Below are 17104 nucleotides of genomic sequence, written 5' to 3' on the forward strand. Positions count from 1 at the left end.
CAATTCGGCTCCGCCATGCCCAAACGACTACTTCACCTGCTCGCGTCTGCCACGATGCTTCTTTCCATCGCTCAGGCCTACGGTCACCCGGTGCCCGAAAGCCCGCAGTGGCTGACCTACCCGGGTGGCGAAGGCCCGGGCAAGGGCAAGCACATCGTGCTGATTGCAGCTGATCAGGAATACCGGAGCGAGCAGTCCATGCCGATGATGGCGCGGATCCTGAGCGCCAGGCACGGCTTCGACTGCACGGTGCTTTTTGCCGTCAACGATAAAGGGGAAGTCGATCCGACGATGCCCGTCTATCCGGAGAAAGGGAAGGAGTTCAAGCAACACCAGATCCCCGGCCTGGAGCACCTCGCGTCGGCCGATCTGGTGATTTTTTTCTGCCGTCTGCTGACCCTCCCGATGGAAGAGCGCGAACGCATTGTCAGGTTCATCGACTCCGGCAAGCCGTTCATCGCTATACGAACAGCCAATCACGGCTTTCACGGGGCGCTCCCGTACAAGATCAACGGCAAGAACGTGAACTGGGGCAATGATGTGCTCGGCGGAACGTTCATGAATCACCACGGCCGCTGGCACGCGGACTCGACCAGGGGCAAGATCGTCGAGGCGATGAAGGACCATCCCATTCTCAGTGGTATCAGCGATATCTGGGGGACGTCGGACGTCTACCGGACCTATAAGGAGGGGACGAGCCTGCCGGAGGGATGCACTGCGCTGGTTTGGGGCCAGCCGCTGACAGGTCGAAAGTACGATGATCCGCCCAACCCCAAGCTGGAACCGCTGCCCGTAGCCTGGTTCAAGCTCTGGAAGACCAGTACGGGCAAGTCTGCGCGCGTGTTCCACACGACTATGGGCAGTGGCGATGATTTCGAGAGCGCGGGTCTGCGCCGGATGATCATCAACGCGTCGTACTGGGGAATCGGGATGGAAGACGCGATCGTACCGACGAGCAGTGTCGAGTACGTCGGTCCGTACAAACCGCTGGGCAGCGGTTTTAACTACAAAGAACTGGGGGTCGTTCCCAAGCCGCCTTCGGCCTACAAGTAAACCGTGTAAAGCCTCGCCGCTGCGAGGCCGGCGGGAGGGTGGGGGGCTTCTGCCCAGGCGGACACAGCAGATCGGGTTTGGAACGACCCCAGGGCGATTGCATGTTCAGGTCGTTAGCAGACGGAGCAGGTAGTGCTCGTCCCAACCTGCCTTTAACCGTTTCCCGTGGATCCCGTTTTTGATGCTCTTGTCCCGCTTGAGAAGATTGAGCGTCAGCCGGCACAACCGGGAGTAGTTCTCCGCACCATAGCCTTTGCGGATCCGCCGCTCGTCCTCGCGGGAGCTCACGTCCAGTTGCCAGTGCAGCTTGTTCTCGATGGCCCAGTGGCCGCGGATCGCCGCCGCCATCGCCCTGGCGTCGGTCCCTGCGACGCTGCTGATGAAGTAATGCCGCTCGACGCTGCTCTTGCCGGCAAGCACCTCCCGCTTGCGTTCGACCGCGATCACGCCGGCCAGTCCCGGCCACTGCTGACATAGGTCGCCGAGCCAGTGCACTTCGTCCATCACCCACACTTTGCGGGTGTCCAGCCGGCCGTGGTCGGCGTCGAACTCCTCGTGGACGCCGTGGCTCACGTCCTTCATGCCGCTCAGGATCGCTTCGTCCAGCAGCTTCCTGACCTTCGCGTGCAGCGTCGGACGAGGCGAAGCCTGGTCCTCGGCTGGTTCTCCTTCACCGACAGCACGTAGTTGCCGCCGGCATCGACGATCTGTCTGGCGATCTGCGTCTGGCAGCCGGCGGCATCGATCGTCACCGTCGCGTCCTGAATGTCTAACAGGCCCAAAAGCCGCGGGATCGCCTCGATCTCATTGCTCTTGTCATCCACGGCGACCTGGCCGAAGACCATCCGGTGGGCGTCGACGAACGCGCTGACCATGTGGGTCATGTTGTTCCTGGCCCAGGCGTGTTCGAAGGACCGGCGGATGGCCTTGCCGTCGATCGCGATCAGTCGTCCGCCGGCGGACTGTGCGATCGCGCCGACCCAGGCGTTGAAACACTGCTCGAAGGCGTCGGGATGGAGCTTGGCGAAGACGCGACCGAAGGTGTCGTGAGACGGGATGCCGTGGGGAAGATCCAGGAAGGTTCGCAGCCAGGAGAGCTTGCTCTTGCCATAGAGTTCAACGTCGACCCAGCCGTCGGCACCGCAGATGACGGCGCAGACGGAGATGACGAGGATGTCGTGGAGTTTGTGAATCACGTTGCAGCCGCGAGGATCGGGGAGGTTGGAAAACGCGCGCAGGGTACCACTGGTCGCAGGGCCATCCATGGCGAAGCTCCGTTTCAGGAGATGAAAGTTGTTACCAGCGAAGCTTCGCGACCGGTGAAGGAGTGATAGCGAGAGAAGTTAGAAAGCGCAACCCGTACAAAACACAACCATCGACAAAAGGAGATGCGATTGCCCTCGGAACGACCCAAAGATCGGGACGTCGGCAGCGTTCCAATAGCCCGACGGCGCGGTATGGTTGACCGCGCATGTCGACAGCACAAAACGCCAACCCCACGACTTCCGACGGAACCGGACTGATTGCCCACGATCCGTGGCTCGAACCCTATCGCGATCGCCTGCGGGATCGCTACAGCCATTACACGTACATTGCGGGAAAGATCGCCGAGGCGGGCGGGCTGCTCGGGCAGGTCAGCCAGGGACATCATTACTTCGGTTTGAACCGCGGCGAGAAGGACGGCGTCGCCGGGGTCTGGTACAGGGAATGGGCGCCGGCGGCATACGCGCTGTTCCTTACCGGGGATTTCAACGGGTGGGACCGGCGGTCGCATCCGCTGGCCCGCGACGAGTTCGGTACCTGGGCGATCTTCCTTCCCGATTCCACCTACGCCGAACGCCTTGTTCATACCGGCCTGCTGAAAGTGCATGTCGTTTCGCAGACGGGCCCGATGGACCGCATTCCGGCGTACATTCGCCGGGTTGTGCAGGACCCACAGACGCATGGCTTTATCGGCCAATACTGGAATCCGCCCGCCGCTTACGCCTGGCAGTACGAATCGCCTAAGCCACACGGCGGTTTACGCATTTACGAAGCCCATGTGGGCATGGCCACGGAAGAGCATCGGGTCGGCACGTACGACGAGTTCACCGCCAACATCCTGCCGCGGGTAAAGAGGCTCGGTTACAACGCGATCCAGCTCATGGCGGTGATGGAGCATCCGTACTACGGATCGTTCGGCTATCACGTCAGCAACTTCTTCGCCGTCTCCAGCCGGTGCGGGACACCGGAGGAACTCAAACGCCTGATCGATACGGCTCACGGGATGGGCATCCGCGTTCTGCTGGACGTCGTTCACAGCCATTCGGTCAAGAACACGAACGAGGGGCTCAGCCAGTTCGACGGCACCGACTACCACTACTTTCACGCCGGCCCGCGCGGGCAGCACATCGCCTGGGATTCACTGCTGTTCGACTACCGCAAGTTCGAGGTTCAGCGGTTTCTGTTGAGCAACCTGAGGTATTGGCTGGAAGAGTTCCGTTTCGACGGCTTCCGCTTCGACGGCGTCACCAGCATGCTCTACCTGGACCACGGGCTCGGACGTCCGTTCAACGGCTACGAGGATTACTTCGGCGGAAACGTGGACTGGGACGCGGTCGTTTACCTTCAACTGGCAAACGAGCTGGTGCATCAGCTCAAGCCCGATGCAGTCACGATCGCCGAAGATGTTTCCGGCATGGCCGGCATGGGGCGGCCGGTATCCGAAGGCGGGCTGGGTTTCGATTACCGGCTGGCGATGGGCATCCCCGACAACTGGATCAAGGTGCTGAAGGAGAAGAAGGACGAAGAGTGGGATTTGCGCGGCATCTACCACACGCTGACCGACCGCCGACACGCCGAAAAGCACGTGGCCTATGTCGAAAGCCACGACCAGGCGCTGGTGGGCGACAAGACGCTCGCGTTTCAGCTCATGGACCAGGAAATGTACTGGAACATGAGCAAGTTCAATCAGAGCCTGGTCGTCGATCGCGGCATCGCGCTGCACAAGATGATCCGGCTGATTACGTTTTCACTGGGCGGCGAGGCTTACCTGACGTTTATGGGCAACGAGTTCGGGCATCCCGAGTGGGTCGACTTCCCCCGCGAAGGCAACGGTTACTCCTACCAGTATGCCCGGCGTCAGTGGAGCCTGTCGGCGCGGGACGATCTGCGTTACGCCGGTCTTGAGCTGTTCGACAAGGAAATGCTGGCACTGGACGAGAACTGGAACCTGCTCAACGATCCGTTCATCGAGCAGCTGGATGTGCGCGAAGATTACCGCTTGCTGGTCTACCGTCGCGGGCCCTTGGTTTTCGTCTTTAACTTCCACGCGACCGAGTCCTACACCGATCTACGCATACCTGTCCCCGACCCTGTGGACTACCGGCTTGTTCTGGATACCGACGAAAGTCGATTCGGCGGCTTTGGCCGGGTGGCGGCGGATGTGACCTACTACAAGCAGGACATCCCGTTGTATACCCGCGATCAGAGCATTCAGATCTACATTCCGGCCAGGACAGCACAGGTGTTGGCCCCCAAGCGCTGAGCATGGCCGTATCCCTTAGCACGCAGGGCAAAAATCAGGGTTAACCGGCTGACGAAGTCAGGATAAGACAACGAAAAGGGGATTCCATTTCCCCTTACTCAACCCTGCGCACTCGACGGCGGATTCGAGGAAAGGAAAGCGTTCATGCGGTTCATGATTCTCGTCAAGGCGACCAAAGATTCCGAGGCCGGCGTCATGCCGGATACCCAACTCATGGCTGAGATGGGCAGGTTTAACGAAGAACTGGTCAGCGCCGGTATCATGCAGGCCGGCGAAGGATTGCACCCAACCTCGAAGGGCGCCCGCGTACGGTTCTCGGGGAAGAATCGTTCGGTTATTCACGGGCCCTTTGCCGAAACCAATGAGCTGGTCGCAGGCTTCTGGATCTGGAAGTGCAAGTCGCTGGCCGAGGCGATCGAGTGGGTCAAGCGATGTCCGAACCCCATGCTCGTGGATTCGGAGATTGAAATCCGACAGGTCTTTGAAGCCGAGGATTTCGGCGACGCGCTCACACCCGAGCTGCGCGAACAGGAGGACCGACTTCGCGCCGCGACGGCTTCCGGGCAGCCGCAAGCAGAGTGACCGCTACTCCTGCCGTGAAGGCCGGGTCGTGGCCGAGGCATATACCCTGGCCAACTCGAGCAGCATCGGTTCGAGCTGCGCGTAGTACGCCGCCTCTGGGATCGTCGGTTTGCGGTCGCGAAGGCCCTGAATCTGCAGCTCAAGCTCGTTGCGACGGGCCCGCGTCTCGACCGGCATGGAGCGTTCTGCCGGGCTCTCCACCAGGTGCCACTGATGCGCCCGGTGGCCGTCGACCGTCGACCCGGCTTTGGCGGATTTGGTGGCGCGGATGCCGTCGAACCAGTTTGCCGGCGTTCCCAGGGCGTCGCCGTTGTCGTCGAGCAGGGCGTGCTCGGTCGAGAGCCGGCCGGCTTCCTTATAGAACGCCTCGGTTCGGGTCGACGCAGCGATGTACGCTTCCAGCAGTGAGGTCTGACCGTCTCTGTCGAGATCGGCCGTTGGGTCGGCGACCGCGGTGGAGAGGTAGTCGCCGAAGCGAGCATACTGCTGCTCCTGGCCGCTGCGGGTGGCGACGATGATGATGCGGTTGATGCCCGACAGCCGGTTGAGAAACGGCGCGCTCGCGGAGGTGCAATCGATGACCGCCAGCGGGCGGCGAGCCGGCTTCAGCCAGGCGGCCAATTCCTGATCCGACACATCCGTCCCGCGAAGATTCAACTTGGCTTCGCGTCCGTCGAACGTGCCGTGGCCGATCAGGACAAGCCAGAGGGGCTGCAGGTTGGAGGGCTGTGTCGCCGGAAGATCGGCCGGGCGGGTCGATGGGCTCGATGTCGATGGGCCCGATGTGGGGCCGGTCGTCGGCTGGGTGGATGGTGCCGTGCCAACCTCGGCGGCAAAAACTTGTCGCAGCTTGTCACGGTCTTCGATTTCCGTTTTTGAGTCGCGGTCTGCCTTGGTTCCATCCCGTCCGATCACGATCACATTCGCACCGCCGGTATTGGCAGCGGCAATCCAGCGGTCGGCCCACTTCGCGAACTCCGAGCCGTACTCTGGCGCGCCTTCGGCACCAACAACGACTATCACCGTCGGCCGATCGGCGGCGAACGATGGCCATGTGGCGGCGAGGACGAGAGTGAGCAGGAAAATGCGCATATCGTGTCAGGCTGCTGGACCGTGATTCGAGTCCGAACGACGACGTCAGTGACACGGGCTTCCAGCCCGTGCGGGGGAACGTAGTGGCCGTGCCCGTTTTCGCGCGCCATCTGTACAAGAATAACTGCGCGAATGACTTCGCTACTACAGCATCGCACGCACGGGCTGGAAGCCCGTGTCACTGATTACGGCAATCCTCTCATCCGCCGAAGGCCCCATTCCGCCGTCAGCAGGAGGATGGCGAGTGCAAAAACCCACGGCGTATGCCAGATGGGCATGATGTAGGGGTCGGTGACCTGTGCTTTCTTCGTCGGCAGGTCTGCGACGAACTTGTCGAGGTCGCCGGGATCGACGATCTGCCCGCCGGTCGCGGTCGCCAGTCGCTGCAGCAGTTCCCGGTTGGGCTTCAGGTTGGCGAACTCGTCGGCGGCGGGATCGCTCGTCCAGCCGATGGCGGCCTGGCCGACGTCGCTGCCGTCGGCGGCGCGAGCGGTTGCAACGGCTCGAAACGCACCGGCCATGCGAGGAACATAGGTCGCCTGGTACTGCCCGGACTTGCGGTCGCTTGCCTCGGCCGGCAGTTCTAGCGTCGAGCCGTCGGGCGTCGTGATGCGAATGCTGACGGCGGCGTTGTCGAGCGGGGCGTACGCCGGATCGCGCACCTGTGCCGATAGCTGCAGCGAGCCTTCCACCGCGGCATCGGGGTCCTGCCTGGGAGTGGCGGTCAGCTCGACGCGCTTGGGCACATCGCCGACCAGCCAGCGGATCGTCTGCCGCCAGGAACGCTCCAGATCGCTCTCGCTGTCGGCCGGCCGTTTGAGGCCCCAGCGCCACAGGTCGCCGATGAGCAGTGCCCCGACCCGGCCGGCACCAAACCGCTGTTCGACCAGCGCCGGCACCGGCGTACCATCTTCCGTCGCGACGCGGGCCAGGACCGTTGCCCCGGGCTTGATGCCGCGCACCTGGTTCAGCGCCAGGAACGGCGGCATCTCGGCGACGCGCTTGTTCTCCGTCCGCTCGTCGGGCCGCATCCGCACCCACGGCTCCAGCCAGCCTTCACGCGTCAGCGACAGCCGGAACTTCGCTCCGGCAGGATTCGCCGGCACTTCGTCGGCGTAGACCGGCAGGATGTCACCCAGCGGCGAGCGGTCGTACTTGCCGTTTTTGAACGTCTCCTGACCGCCCAGCATCAGCAGGCCGCCGCCGCGCTGGCGGACGAACTCTTTGATCAGTTGCAGCTGGTCCTGCGTGAAGAACTCGGACTCGAGGTCGTCGATGATGATCGCGTGGTACTGGTTGAGCACGTCGGCGGTCATCGGGAATCCGCCGCGAAGCTCTTCCTCGTCTTTCGTGCCCAGGCGAATCATCACGGGTTTGTCGTACTGCTCGACCTGGTTCTTGTTCTCGGGATCGAAACCGCGGAACAGCGGATTAAACCCTTCCCCCTTGCGGCCGATGAACGCGAACTTCGGCTCGCGCTTGGCGATCCGCAGCAGTCCGACGAGCTGCACCTGGGTGTCTTCCGCCAGGCCGCGCGACAGGAACTTGTATTCCCAGTTCGGCCGACCGCACACATACAGCACGCGGTAGGGGCCCTGGCCGCGGTCGATCGCCACCATGCGGGCGTTGTTGGCGGTGGTCGCTTCGCGCGTTTTGTCCGGCGTATCGAATTGTGCGAGTTCGTCCTCGGCCGCGGCGCGAACGCGATAGAACGACACGCCGACCTGCTCGGGCTTGAGCTTGAAGCGCGCGACCGGCGGTTGATCGGGATTGTCGATCTTCAGTTGCTGCGTTTCGCGAACCGTGCCCTGCTCATCGAGCAACTGCACGGCGACGGTTCGGCCCTTGTAGCCGGTGACGGCAAGCCGTGCCGCGAGCGTGACCGGCGTGTCTTCGAAATTGGTTTGTGTAACGGCAACCTCGGCAACGCTCACGTCTTCCGCCGGGGCGTCGTCGGCGGCGAGGACGGGGTAGATCGGCGGAAGCTTCCCCGCACCGCCGTTGGCCGCGGCGTGACGGGCGAGAAGCTTTTCGATCGTCGCGACATCCGTCGCGCCGCCGTCGGTCATCAGCAGGACACCGGCGAGCGGCTGACCGACAAACCTGCGGTCCAGGCGGTCGAGCGCGGCCCCGAGGTTTGAGGCCCGGCCGTCGAAGGCGACCTTCTCGTCGTCGCCGAGCGATTTGACCTGTGTATCAAAGGCGTACGAGCGGACGTCAAAATCGCGGCGAAGCTGCTGGAGCCAGGGTGTATTTCGATCGGCCAGGGCCAGGATCGGCTTGCCGCGAGACGCTTCGCCGGCCTTGTCGCGGAGCGTCATGCTCTGGCTGTTGTCGGCAAGCAAGGCGAAAACGTTCGCCCCCGGTCGGGCCCGGGTGCCGCTGAAGAGGGGTTCGAGAAGGCAGATGACCAGCAGCGTGATGCCGAGGATTTTGAGCGTCAGCGCGAACGCCTTGACGCCGGGGCTTACGGATGATCGCCAGTAACTCCACGCGACGGCGGCGATCAGCAGCAGGCTGATGCCGATCACGATCGGCAGCCAATCGGGGGCACCGAAGACGATGGTGGCAAGTTGTGAAGGACGAGTAGGGGTCAACTGCATGCGTTGTCTCGGCCGCCAGTTCGTCAATGCGTTGCGTCATTCGTGACACGGGCTTCCAGCCCGTGCATGACGCGTTGTAGTTCGGGCTGCTATCGTTTTGCTACTCCGGCGCATCTTGCACGGGCTGGAAGCCCGTGTCACTGACTTTGCCGCCGGGACTGATCGCACTATCACTTCCCCGCACCGAGCCGTTCGTAGTACTTGCGAACCTGCTCGGCAAACTCGGGCGGTACGGGCTCGCGGTCGATGGGTACCAGGGCCTCGCCGCCCTGTCGGCGGAGCAGCTCTTCGGTGATTGCTTTGCGTAGTTCCGCCAGGGGCAGGCCGATCTCGTTGCGGACCAGATCCCAATTCGGTTCTTTCGAATGGCGGTCGACTTCAGCGCGGACGGCCTTGGCCCGCTCGCGAATCCGGGCGGCTTCGGCGCGGAGGCGGGGGTCGGAAACCATCTCTTCGACGTCGCGCAGGCGGTCGGCCCATTCGCGGAAACCTTCGCCGGTGAGGGGGCCGGCCTGCCGCCCTTCGTCCGAAGGCGCGCCCGGGCCGCGATCGGCGACTTCGGCGGGATTGGCCTGGTCGTTGGTGTTCCCGCCGCGAAGTCCGGGCTGACGCTGTCCGGGCTGCCTTCCCTGACCGGGCTGGCCTTGCTGTTGAGCCTGGGCTTGTCCCGGCGGATTGCCCTGCCCCGGCTGGCCGGGTTGCTCGCCCGCTTGCTGGCCTTGCCCAGGTTGCTGACCCGGCTGCTGACCTTGTTGTCCGGGCTGTTGACCCTGTCCGGGCTGAGCACCGGGCTGTTGACCGGCATTAGCCATCTGCGGCTGACCTTGTTGCCCCGGCTGTCCTTGTCTTGGCGTCTGGCCCTGCTGCTGGCCTTGCGGCGGATTCTGGCCCGGCTGCGGATTGCCTTGGGCAACCGCCGGTTCTCCGGCGGGGCGGGTTGTGCCACCGCGCGGCTGCCGCTCACCGGGTTGCTGGCCGTTGGGCTGCTCTCCAGTGGCCTGCGGAGCTTCGCCGGGCCGTGTCGTTGGTCCGCCGCGGGGATTGCGACCACCGTCGGCGAGTTGGCGTTCGTCGCCGGCGGGGCGGGTTGACGGATTACCGCGGCCGTTGCTGCGATCGGCGAGCGCAGGCCGCGTGGCCGGGGCGGCGGCCGGCGGCTGTCCGTTTCGGCCCATCTCGCGATCCAACTGCTGCGCCAGCGCATCGACTTCGGCCCGGGCGCGACGCAGGGCCTCGTCCTCGTCGCCGAGCACACCCTTGGCGGCCTTCTCGACGCCTTCACGGAGCTTCGTCACGCTCTTAGCCGCCTCTTCGCCGGCCTGCTGAGCTTCGCCGACGAAGCCACGATCGACCAGACGGCGGGCGGCATCGATCGCCTCGTCCGCACGCTCCTGGCGGACGTTGCGGACGGTGTCGTACAACTGCTTGGACAGCAGCGGCTCCGTAGCCTCGGCCTTCTCGATCGTCTGCCGCATGTTCTCGAGCAGACTCTCAAGTTTCTGTCGCTGCTGCTCGAGATCCTGGGCGATGCGTTCGCGGTTCGGCGTCTTCCCTTCACCGGCCCGGAGCGACGGGCGCTGCGGGCGATTCTGGCCGGGCGAGTTTTGGCCGGGTGCGTTTTGACCGGTCTGTGCATTGGGTTCGCCGGAGGGATCACCCGGCTGAGGCTGTTCACCGGGCTGACCGGCGTTGGCTTGGGCATCGCCCGGTTGACCTGCCGGCTGGCCGAGCCGCTGCTGACCGCCTCTTGGCTGCCCGGCGCGTGCCTGACCGGATTGAGCCTGTCCCGACTGACCTTGCCCCGACTGGCCCTGACCGGACTGGCCTTGTCCTGCCCGACCTTGTCCCGGCTGTCCAGCCTGCGCCTCTCCCTGCTGGGGCTGGCCTTGCGGCGATCCATCTTGTGGCTCACCCGCACCCGGCTGCTGACCGGCCTGCGGCTGCTGCCCTTGTTGCTGCCCTGGCTGCCGTTGACCTGCGCTGGCCTGTGGCTGCTGGCCGGGTTGGTTTGGCTGTTGCTGTTGACGCTGCGGCCGGGGCTGGCCGTTCATTTCGGCCAATTGGTCCGACAATTCCTGCTGCTTCTGGTCGAGTTGCCGGGCTTCCTGCCGCATGTTCTCTACGGCTTCGCCGAACTGGCCGGCGGCCTGACGGCGGAACTCTTCCTTCATCTGGTTGAGCTTCTGCTCGGCACGCGCGCCGGCGGCCGATGCCTCCTGCGTCTTGTTCTGCTCGAGCGCCTCGGCGGCTTTGCGGACGTCTTCGCGCGTTTTGTCGAGCTGATCCTTCGCCTCGGCCATCCGCTCCTGATTCTCCGGCTGTTCCATCCGGTCACGCAGCTGATCGGTGTCCTGAAGCATCTCGCGCTGCTGGTCGCGCAGGCGGGCGAGCTGCCGTTTGATCTCTTCCTTCTTCGCTTCTTCCTTCGCCGCGTCGAGCGCCGACTGCAGTTCCTTCATCTGTTTGTTGAGGTCTTCCTGCCGCTGAGCCAACTCGCGCAATCGGCTGAGGACCTGCCGCGTCTCGCGCGCCTGGGCCTCCTGCTGTTGTTGCTGGGCCTGCTGCTGCGCGGTGCGCTGCTGCTCGTAGCGGTTCTGTTCCTGGTCGAGCTTGAGCTGGTCCAACTGCCGCTGCTTACGGCTGCTGGCACTGGACTGCGACGGCTGACCCTTCTGCTTGCTGTTCTTGCGGACGACTTCGTGCTCGCGGGCACGGAGCTTGAGTAGATCCTGGTACGCCGCCTGCTCGGCCGACAGTGCGTTGGGCAGACGATCCACGGCCGGCCCGCCGGCGGCGGAAGTCAGCTCGCTGACGGCATTGTCCATGTGCTTCAGGGCGCTGGCGAGGAAGCTCTTGCTCCGCTCGTCGGTCAGCTTCTCGGCCATCCCGGCGGTCTTTTCCTTCAACTCCGCCTGCGACTCGGCGATCAGCTTGACGTCAGGCACAAACTGCGGCGTCGGGTCCTTGGCGATCTCGCGACGCATCACCTTCCACGTCGCGGCGATGATCTCCTTCTGCTTCTCGGCGTTCTCCTCGGCCTGCTGCGCGTTCTGGCTGGCCTGCTTCTGTTGCTCTTCCTGGGGTTCCTCGCTGGGCTGTTCCCCCTGACGGAAGATCTCTTCGAACGGCCGAACCTCGGCAAAGAACATGTCGCCGGACGTTCGGCGGATCTTGCCGTCGGGACCGTTGTCTTCCACCCAGAGGTAGTAGCTGAGCAACTGATCCGGCTCGGCCGACATCTTTTCCAGCGCCACGGTGTGGGCGACGTCTTTGCGGTCCTTCGCGGCAACGCCTTCGGCGAGTACCACATCTTTCGGCGGTTGCCCTGCAATGCCGTAGCTCATGCCGACACGTTTCACGCCGAAGTCATCCCACACCTTGGCCTTGACGGTCATCTCTTCGATCGGCGAGACGTCGACGTCTTTCGCCGGGAACTCCAGCTTCAGCTCCGGCGGGCGATTGGCAGTGACGTTCAGCGCGAGCTGCGCCGGCCGCTTGGCATCGCGGCCGTCTTCGTCTTTCAGTTGCAGGCGGTACGTCTGCGACTGCGTCATGTCGACGGCGGCGGTGTACTGGTTGGGGTTCGCCGGGTCGGCGACCAGCTTCACAGGTGACGGCTGGGTGGTCGGAGCGTCGGTGTTTGCCGCGCCGTCGATCGGCTTACGCGGTGCGGGAATCAACACCGCTTCGGTGACGGGCTTGTTGAGCCGCAGCGTGAGCGTGGCTTTGGTCCCTTCGACCGCGGTCACCGTGCGGACGTCCTGGACCACCTTCTCTTCCAGACCCGTGTAGGTGGGAAAGTTCAGCTTCGCATCGGCCTGTTCCAGCTCGGGGTGTTCGTAAACACCGACCTTGTACCAGCGGGTTTGCTGGCCGGCGTAACGGATGGCGTAGGTCAGACCGTTCTGCAGCGGTGACGTGCGACCGGCAAAGATCGGGTCGTCGAGGCTCTTGGCCATCGACAACTGGCTGGTCTGGCCGGCGCCGTCTTTCAACAGCAGCTGTACGTCGCCGGGCATCCGTTCGCCGAAACGGGCCAGGACGATCAGTCCGGTGCCACGTTCGACACTGGTGTCCTCCGGTTCGACCTTGATCTCAAAATCCTTTGCGACCGGTTGTGTCGCCGGGCCACCGGCCCAAAAGCCTTCGGAACCGGGTCGGCGGATGACATCTGCGACGATCGCCACCACCACCGCGACGAACGCGACCAGCAGCAGCGCGTGGGCCAGACCGGTCGTCCGCATGCGGGCAGCGGAAACGAGATCAAGCCAGCGATGCTGGCGGGCGTGGGCGAGAGATTCTTCGACAACGGTTTGCTCGAGGTAACCGAGGCGGCGCGTCTTCGAGGCCTGGTGCTGTTCGACCGCGGCCAGCAGTTTGGCGTCGAGGTCGGGGAACTTCGTCTCGACGCGACGGGCGATCCACATGGGGTCGCGGACGATGCGCAGCGCGCGGACGATGATCGGAACGATCAGCAGCGGAAGGACAACCAGGGCTACGAGTAGAAAGCCGGGGACGGCGTACCCGCCGCCGCGCGTCCAGGCGAGAACGGCGAGCCCGACCGCCGCCAGCGCCAGCCAGACCGTCGCCAGCCCCGCCATCAGCAGGAGCCGGCGGTAACGAACGCTGACCTTATCGAGCTCGCGAAGGAGTTGTTCGTTGTTCTGCATAGCGTTCTCGTAGGGTCCGCCTTGGCGGACGCGATCGGTATTTCAAGTAGGGTCCGCCTTGGCGGACGTGCACGGTTTCGAGAGCCACGCGTCCGCCAAGGCGGACCCTACACCGCAGCTCCCGCTGTACTCCGCCGTGCCAGCAGTCCTGCGACCACCGTCTCTGCCGCGACAAAGCCGAGGACCGCCACGATCAGCCACCGCCACAGCTTCTGCTTGCTCTCCAACTCGGCCGTCTTGAGCTGCCGTTGCCGTTCGACGACCTGCTCGGCGGTCATCGCCTTGCCGACCTTGGCGCCCCAGCGTTCGAGTTCTTCGACGCCGACCGGGGCGGTGCGGCTCTCGTCGGCAGGCAAATTGACGGCCAGCGGCGTTTCGCGTCCGCCGATGGATAGCCGATAGATGCCCGGCCGGTCGGATGCCTCGGCGGCTGTCGCTGTCCCGCCGACGGGCAGATCGATCTTGCGGCCGTCGGGCGTCAGCAGCACGCGAGCCTCGCCCGGCTTCGCCGCCGGAAGCGCAATTGGCTCGTACACATTCTGTTGCGCTTCAACGGTCGTTCCGTCCTTTCTACGCACCAGACCGCCGATCAGTGGCACAAACTTGGTGGAAAGTGCCAACTGGCTATCCGCCGGTTGCCAACCGGCCGTCGCGACAAGCAGCTTTCCCTGCCCGATGGTCTTCTCCACCAGGAAGGGGTCGCCGTCATCAAACCAGACGATGGTGCGGGCTTCTGCCGCTTGTGGCAGCGTCAACTTGCGGTGTTTCCAGAAGCGAATCTTGGTGAAATCGGCAAAGCGAGCCTCGGCGAAGGGGACAAAGAGCGGGTGCGACAATTCGACGCGGGCGAGCAGGGCGTAATCGCGTGGCGGGGCTTCGGTGATCGTCGGTTTGGCGTCGGACAGCATTGCCGCCAGCCCGTCGGCGGTGGGAAGGTCCTTCAAAACCCAGAAGACGTCGCCGCCGCTTTCTGCGTATTTGCGCAGGGTTGCGGCTCGCTCGGCTGGAACAGGTGCCGCGACAATCGCCAGCCGAAGGTCGAGCAGGTCGGCGGCACCGATCGGATCGGTCGGCTTCCGGGTGACAAACTCGATCGATCGCTGTGGCAGGTCTCCGAGCGCGCCGCGGACATAGTACAGCAGGCCCTGGAGGTCCTCCGACGCGTCTTCGCCAATGTAGAGCAGACGGACGATGTCGGTTCGCGGCGGAACGATATACAGGGTGTTGTCGAAGTCGAAATCGTCGCCGCGGAGGATCAGGCGGTCGGGCGGGGCGGCGGTAGTGCCTGCCGGCTGCGTTGACGGCCCGCCGGGCGAGCTGGTGCTTATTGCCGCGAGGCCGGGCCACGGTACGCGAACGACCAGGCTTTTGCCGGCGGGGGCGTAGACCTTGATCGGGTCGAAACCGGCGATCGGACCGGCGGAACTTGCCCAGGTGATCGTGAACTGTTCCGTTGCTCCGCCGGGTTGATTGGTGACGCGAACCCGAAGCCGGTTATCGGTGTCGCCGGGGGCGCCCGGCGTCGCAGCCTGCTCGGCGAGTTGCAGGCCGGCGTTGGTCGTCTGCTTCGGCGAGACCGACTTGACGTCGAGCAGCACGCTCGGCGGCCACTGATGGCCCTGAAGCGCTTCGATGTGCCCGCCCGCCTGGATGTCAGACACCAGAACAAGTTGCCGGCCGGATCGATCGATATCGGTCCTGGCGCCTTCTTCTGCAACTAGCAGATCGGCGACCGCTGCGACGGCATCGCCCAGCCGGGTAGCGGCAAAGGTGGGCTTGGTGTCGGCCAGACGGGCTTTCATCGCTGCCGCCCGAACGGCGGGCGCGAGCTCGTTCCACTCGGCAAACGTCAGCCCCGGCCGAACCTGGCGGTCGAAAAAGTAGAGTGAGGCTTCGTCCTGCGGCTTCAGGTCGTCGATCGTCTGCTGCACGCGGTCGGTGGCCTGCTGCCAGAGGTCGCCGCGCATCATGCTGGCGCTGGTATCGACGAGAATTGCGACGCGCCGGCCGCGACCCTGGCCGCTGGCCGTGTCTTCTTTCGCTTGCAGGAAGGGCCGGCAGAAGGCCACCGCCAGCAATGCGAGGGCCGCCGCGCGCAGCAGCAAAAGCAGAATGTTCGAGAGCCGGCTTCGCTTGGTCAGCTTGGGCGGCGACGGCTGCAGAAACATCAGCGAACTGAAGGCCTGCTTCCCCTGCGGCGTGCGCCGGATGAGATGAAAGACGATCGGCAGCGCGATCGCCAGCAGGCCTGCGAAATAAAGTGGGGCGAGTAAGCCCATACGTTCAATCCGCTAACTCAAAAGCTCTCTGACGTTCGTTTTCACCACGAAGGCACGAAGGGCACGAAGGAACACGAAAAAGAGAAGCGTTCAGATCTGACCATGAGATCGGCCAAACTCGATGAACTCAGATCGCTTGAACATTGAATCGACAAGGTCGCTTTTCTTCTTCGTGTACCTTTGTGCCCTTCGTGTCTTCGTGGTGAATCCGAACTCCGATCGACTTCATTTGCTCACCGGGCCGCACGATTCGTCGCCCGTGACACCTGCCGGCCGCTTCGTACCCTTGCCTGGACGAAATCGAACAGTGCCAGTTCCAGCGGCTGCGACGTCGGCAGTTGATAGTAGTCCACGCCCAGGTCGCTGCAGATCCGCTTCACCTCTTCGGCGTGCTTGTTGAACTTTTCCAGATACTGTGCCCGGGCGGCGACGGGGTCGATATACAGATTTCGCCCGGATTCCATGTCCTCGAACATCGCCGCCTTGTCGAACTTGAACTCGATCTCGGCCGGGTCGAGCACGCGCAGGATGACCACCTCGTGCCCCTGCGACCGGAGATAACCGAGCTGGTTCTGCAGCAGATCGATCGGGGCGAGCAGGTCGGAAATCAGCACGATCATGCCACGCTTCCGCACCGTGATCGCGATCTGTTCCAGCGGGGCGGCGAGATCAGTTCTGGTGCCGGCGGTCGCGCGTTCCAGGCACAACATCAGGCGGCGCAGATGCCCTGGCCGGTACCGCGCCGGCAGGTAGTCGGCGATCTCCTGATCGAACGTCACCAGGCCAGCGGCGTCGCGCTGAGTTGAGAGGAAGTAGGCCAGCGTCGCCGCGGCGGTGCGGGCATACTCGACCTTGGTGTAACCGATCGAGCCGTACCCCATCGACTTGCTCAAATCGACCAGCAAATGGCAGCGCAGGTTGGTCTCGTCTTCGTATCGCTTGATGTAGTAGCGATCGGACCGGGCGAAGAGCTTCCAATCAAGGTACCGCAGGTCGTCGCCGGCGGTGTATTGGCGGTATTCGCTGAACTCGACCGAGAACCCGTGGTGAGGACTGCGATGAAGACCGGACAGAAAGCCCTGCACCACGATCTTGGCGCGAAGCTGCAGGCTCTTGATCCGCATCAACGTCGGCGGATCGATCAGGCTCGCCACGCGCGTCGATGGAGCGGCGTCGTTCATGCGCGGCGAGGTTGTTGGTGCGGTCGCCATACTTTTGTGACACGGGCGTCTCGCCCATGTTCGCGCTCCATCGACAGTTCAAACAAATACAGGCGAGACGCCCATTCCAAGACGCCGC

General features: G+C 63.9%; 10 protein-coding genes. 3 read left to right on the forward strand and 7 right to left on the reverse strand.

Annotation, left to right across the window (positions count from 1 at the left end):
- Window positions 1-15: 15 nt before the first annotated feature.
- Entirely contained in the window at window positions 16-1053 is a 1038-nt protein-coding gene (locus tag IPV69_RS18815; RefSeq protein ID WP_206291262.1) for a ThuA domain-containing protein, read from the forward strand.
- A 105-nt stretch (window positions 1054-1158) separates the two neighbouring features.
- Here the strand turns inward: IPV69_RS18815 and IPV69_RS18820 are convergent, their stop codons facing one another.
- Together IPV69_RS18820 and IPV69_RS18825 are read right to left on the reverse strand one after the other, a co-directional pair.
- Window positions 1159-1635 (reverse strand): ISAs1 family transposase, encoded by a 477-nt coding sequence (locus IPV69_RS18820; RefSeq protein ID WP_241179937.1) that lies wholly within the window; start codon window positions 1633-1635, stop codon window positions 1159-1161.
- A 5-nt stretch (window positions 1636-1640) separates the two neighbouring features.
- Window positions 1641-2318: an ISAs1 family transposase gene (locus tag IPV69_RS18825; protein WP_206291263.1), complete on the reverse strand. Its 678-nt coding sequence runs from the start codon at window positions 2316-2318 to the stop codon at window positions 1641-1643.
- Window positions 2319-2524: 206 nt separating this feature from the next.
- On the opposite strand from IPV69_RS18825, the gene IPV69_RS18830 reads away from it, so the two are divergent.
- Window positions 2525-4579, forward strand: a complete 2055-nt coding sequence (locus tag IPV69_RS18830) for an alpha-amylase family glycosyl hydrolase (protein WP_206291264.1) — start codon at window positions 2525-2527, stop codon at window positions 4577-4579.
- Between the two features lie 144 nt (window positions 4580-4723).
- Window positions 4724-5161 carry a YciI family protein gene (locus tag IPV69_RS18835; protein ID WP_206291265.1) on the forward strand — a complete coding sequence of 146 codons (438 nt, stop codon included), beginning with the start codon at window positions 4724-4726 and terminating at the stop codon, window positions 5159-5161.
- 3 nt (window positions 5162-5164) lie between these two features.
- Here the strand turns inward: IPV69_RS18835 and IPV69_RS18840 are convergent, their stop codons facing one another.
- From IPV69_RS18840 to IPV69_RS18860, 5 genes are all read right to left on the reverse strand, one after another.
- On the reverse strand, window positions 5165-6253 hold the full coding sequence (locus tag IPV69_RS18840; RefSeq protein ID WP_206291266.1) for a hypothetical protein: 1089 nt from the start codon (window positions 6251-6253) through the stop codon (window positions 5165-5167).
- A gap of 185 nt (window positions 6254-6438) precedes the next feature.
- Entirely contained in the window at window positions 6439-8856 is a 2418-nt protein-coding gene (locus IPV69_RS18845) for a glutamine amidotransferase (protein ID WP_206291267.1), read from the reverse strand.
- Window positions 8857-9026: 170 nt separating this feature from the next.
- Entirely contained in the window at window positions 9027-13526 is a 4500-nt protein-coding gene (locus IPV69_RS18850) for a DUF4175 family protein (protein WP_206291268.1), read from the reverse strand.
- 107 nt (window positions 13527-13633) lie between these two features.
- The gene (locus IPV69_RS18855; RefSeq protein ID WP_206291269.1) at window positions 13634-15805 is read right to left on the reverse strand and encodes a BatA domain-containing protein; all 2172 of its coding nucleotides are present in this window, start codon (window positions 15803-15805) and stop codon (window positions 13634-13636) included.
- A gap of 233 nt (window positions 15806-16038) precedes the next feature.
- Entirely contained in the window at window positions 16039-16986 is a 948-nt protein-coding gene (locus IPV69_RS18860) for a DUF58 domain-containing protein (RefSeq protein WP_206291270.1), read from the reverse strand.
- Between the last annotated feature and the right edge of the window lie 118 nt (window positions 16987-17104).

This window comes from Humisphaera borealis (assembly GCF_015169395.1).
In the GTDB taxonomy this organism is placed as follows: domain Bacteria; phylum Planctomycetota; class Phycisphaerae; order Tepidisphaerales; family Tepidisphaeraceae; genus Humisphaera; species Humisphaera borealis.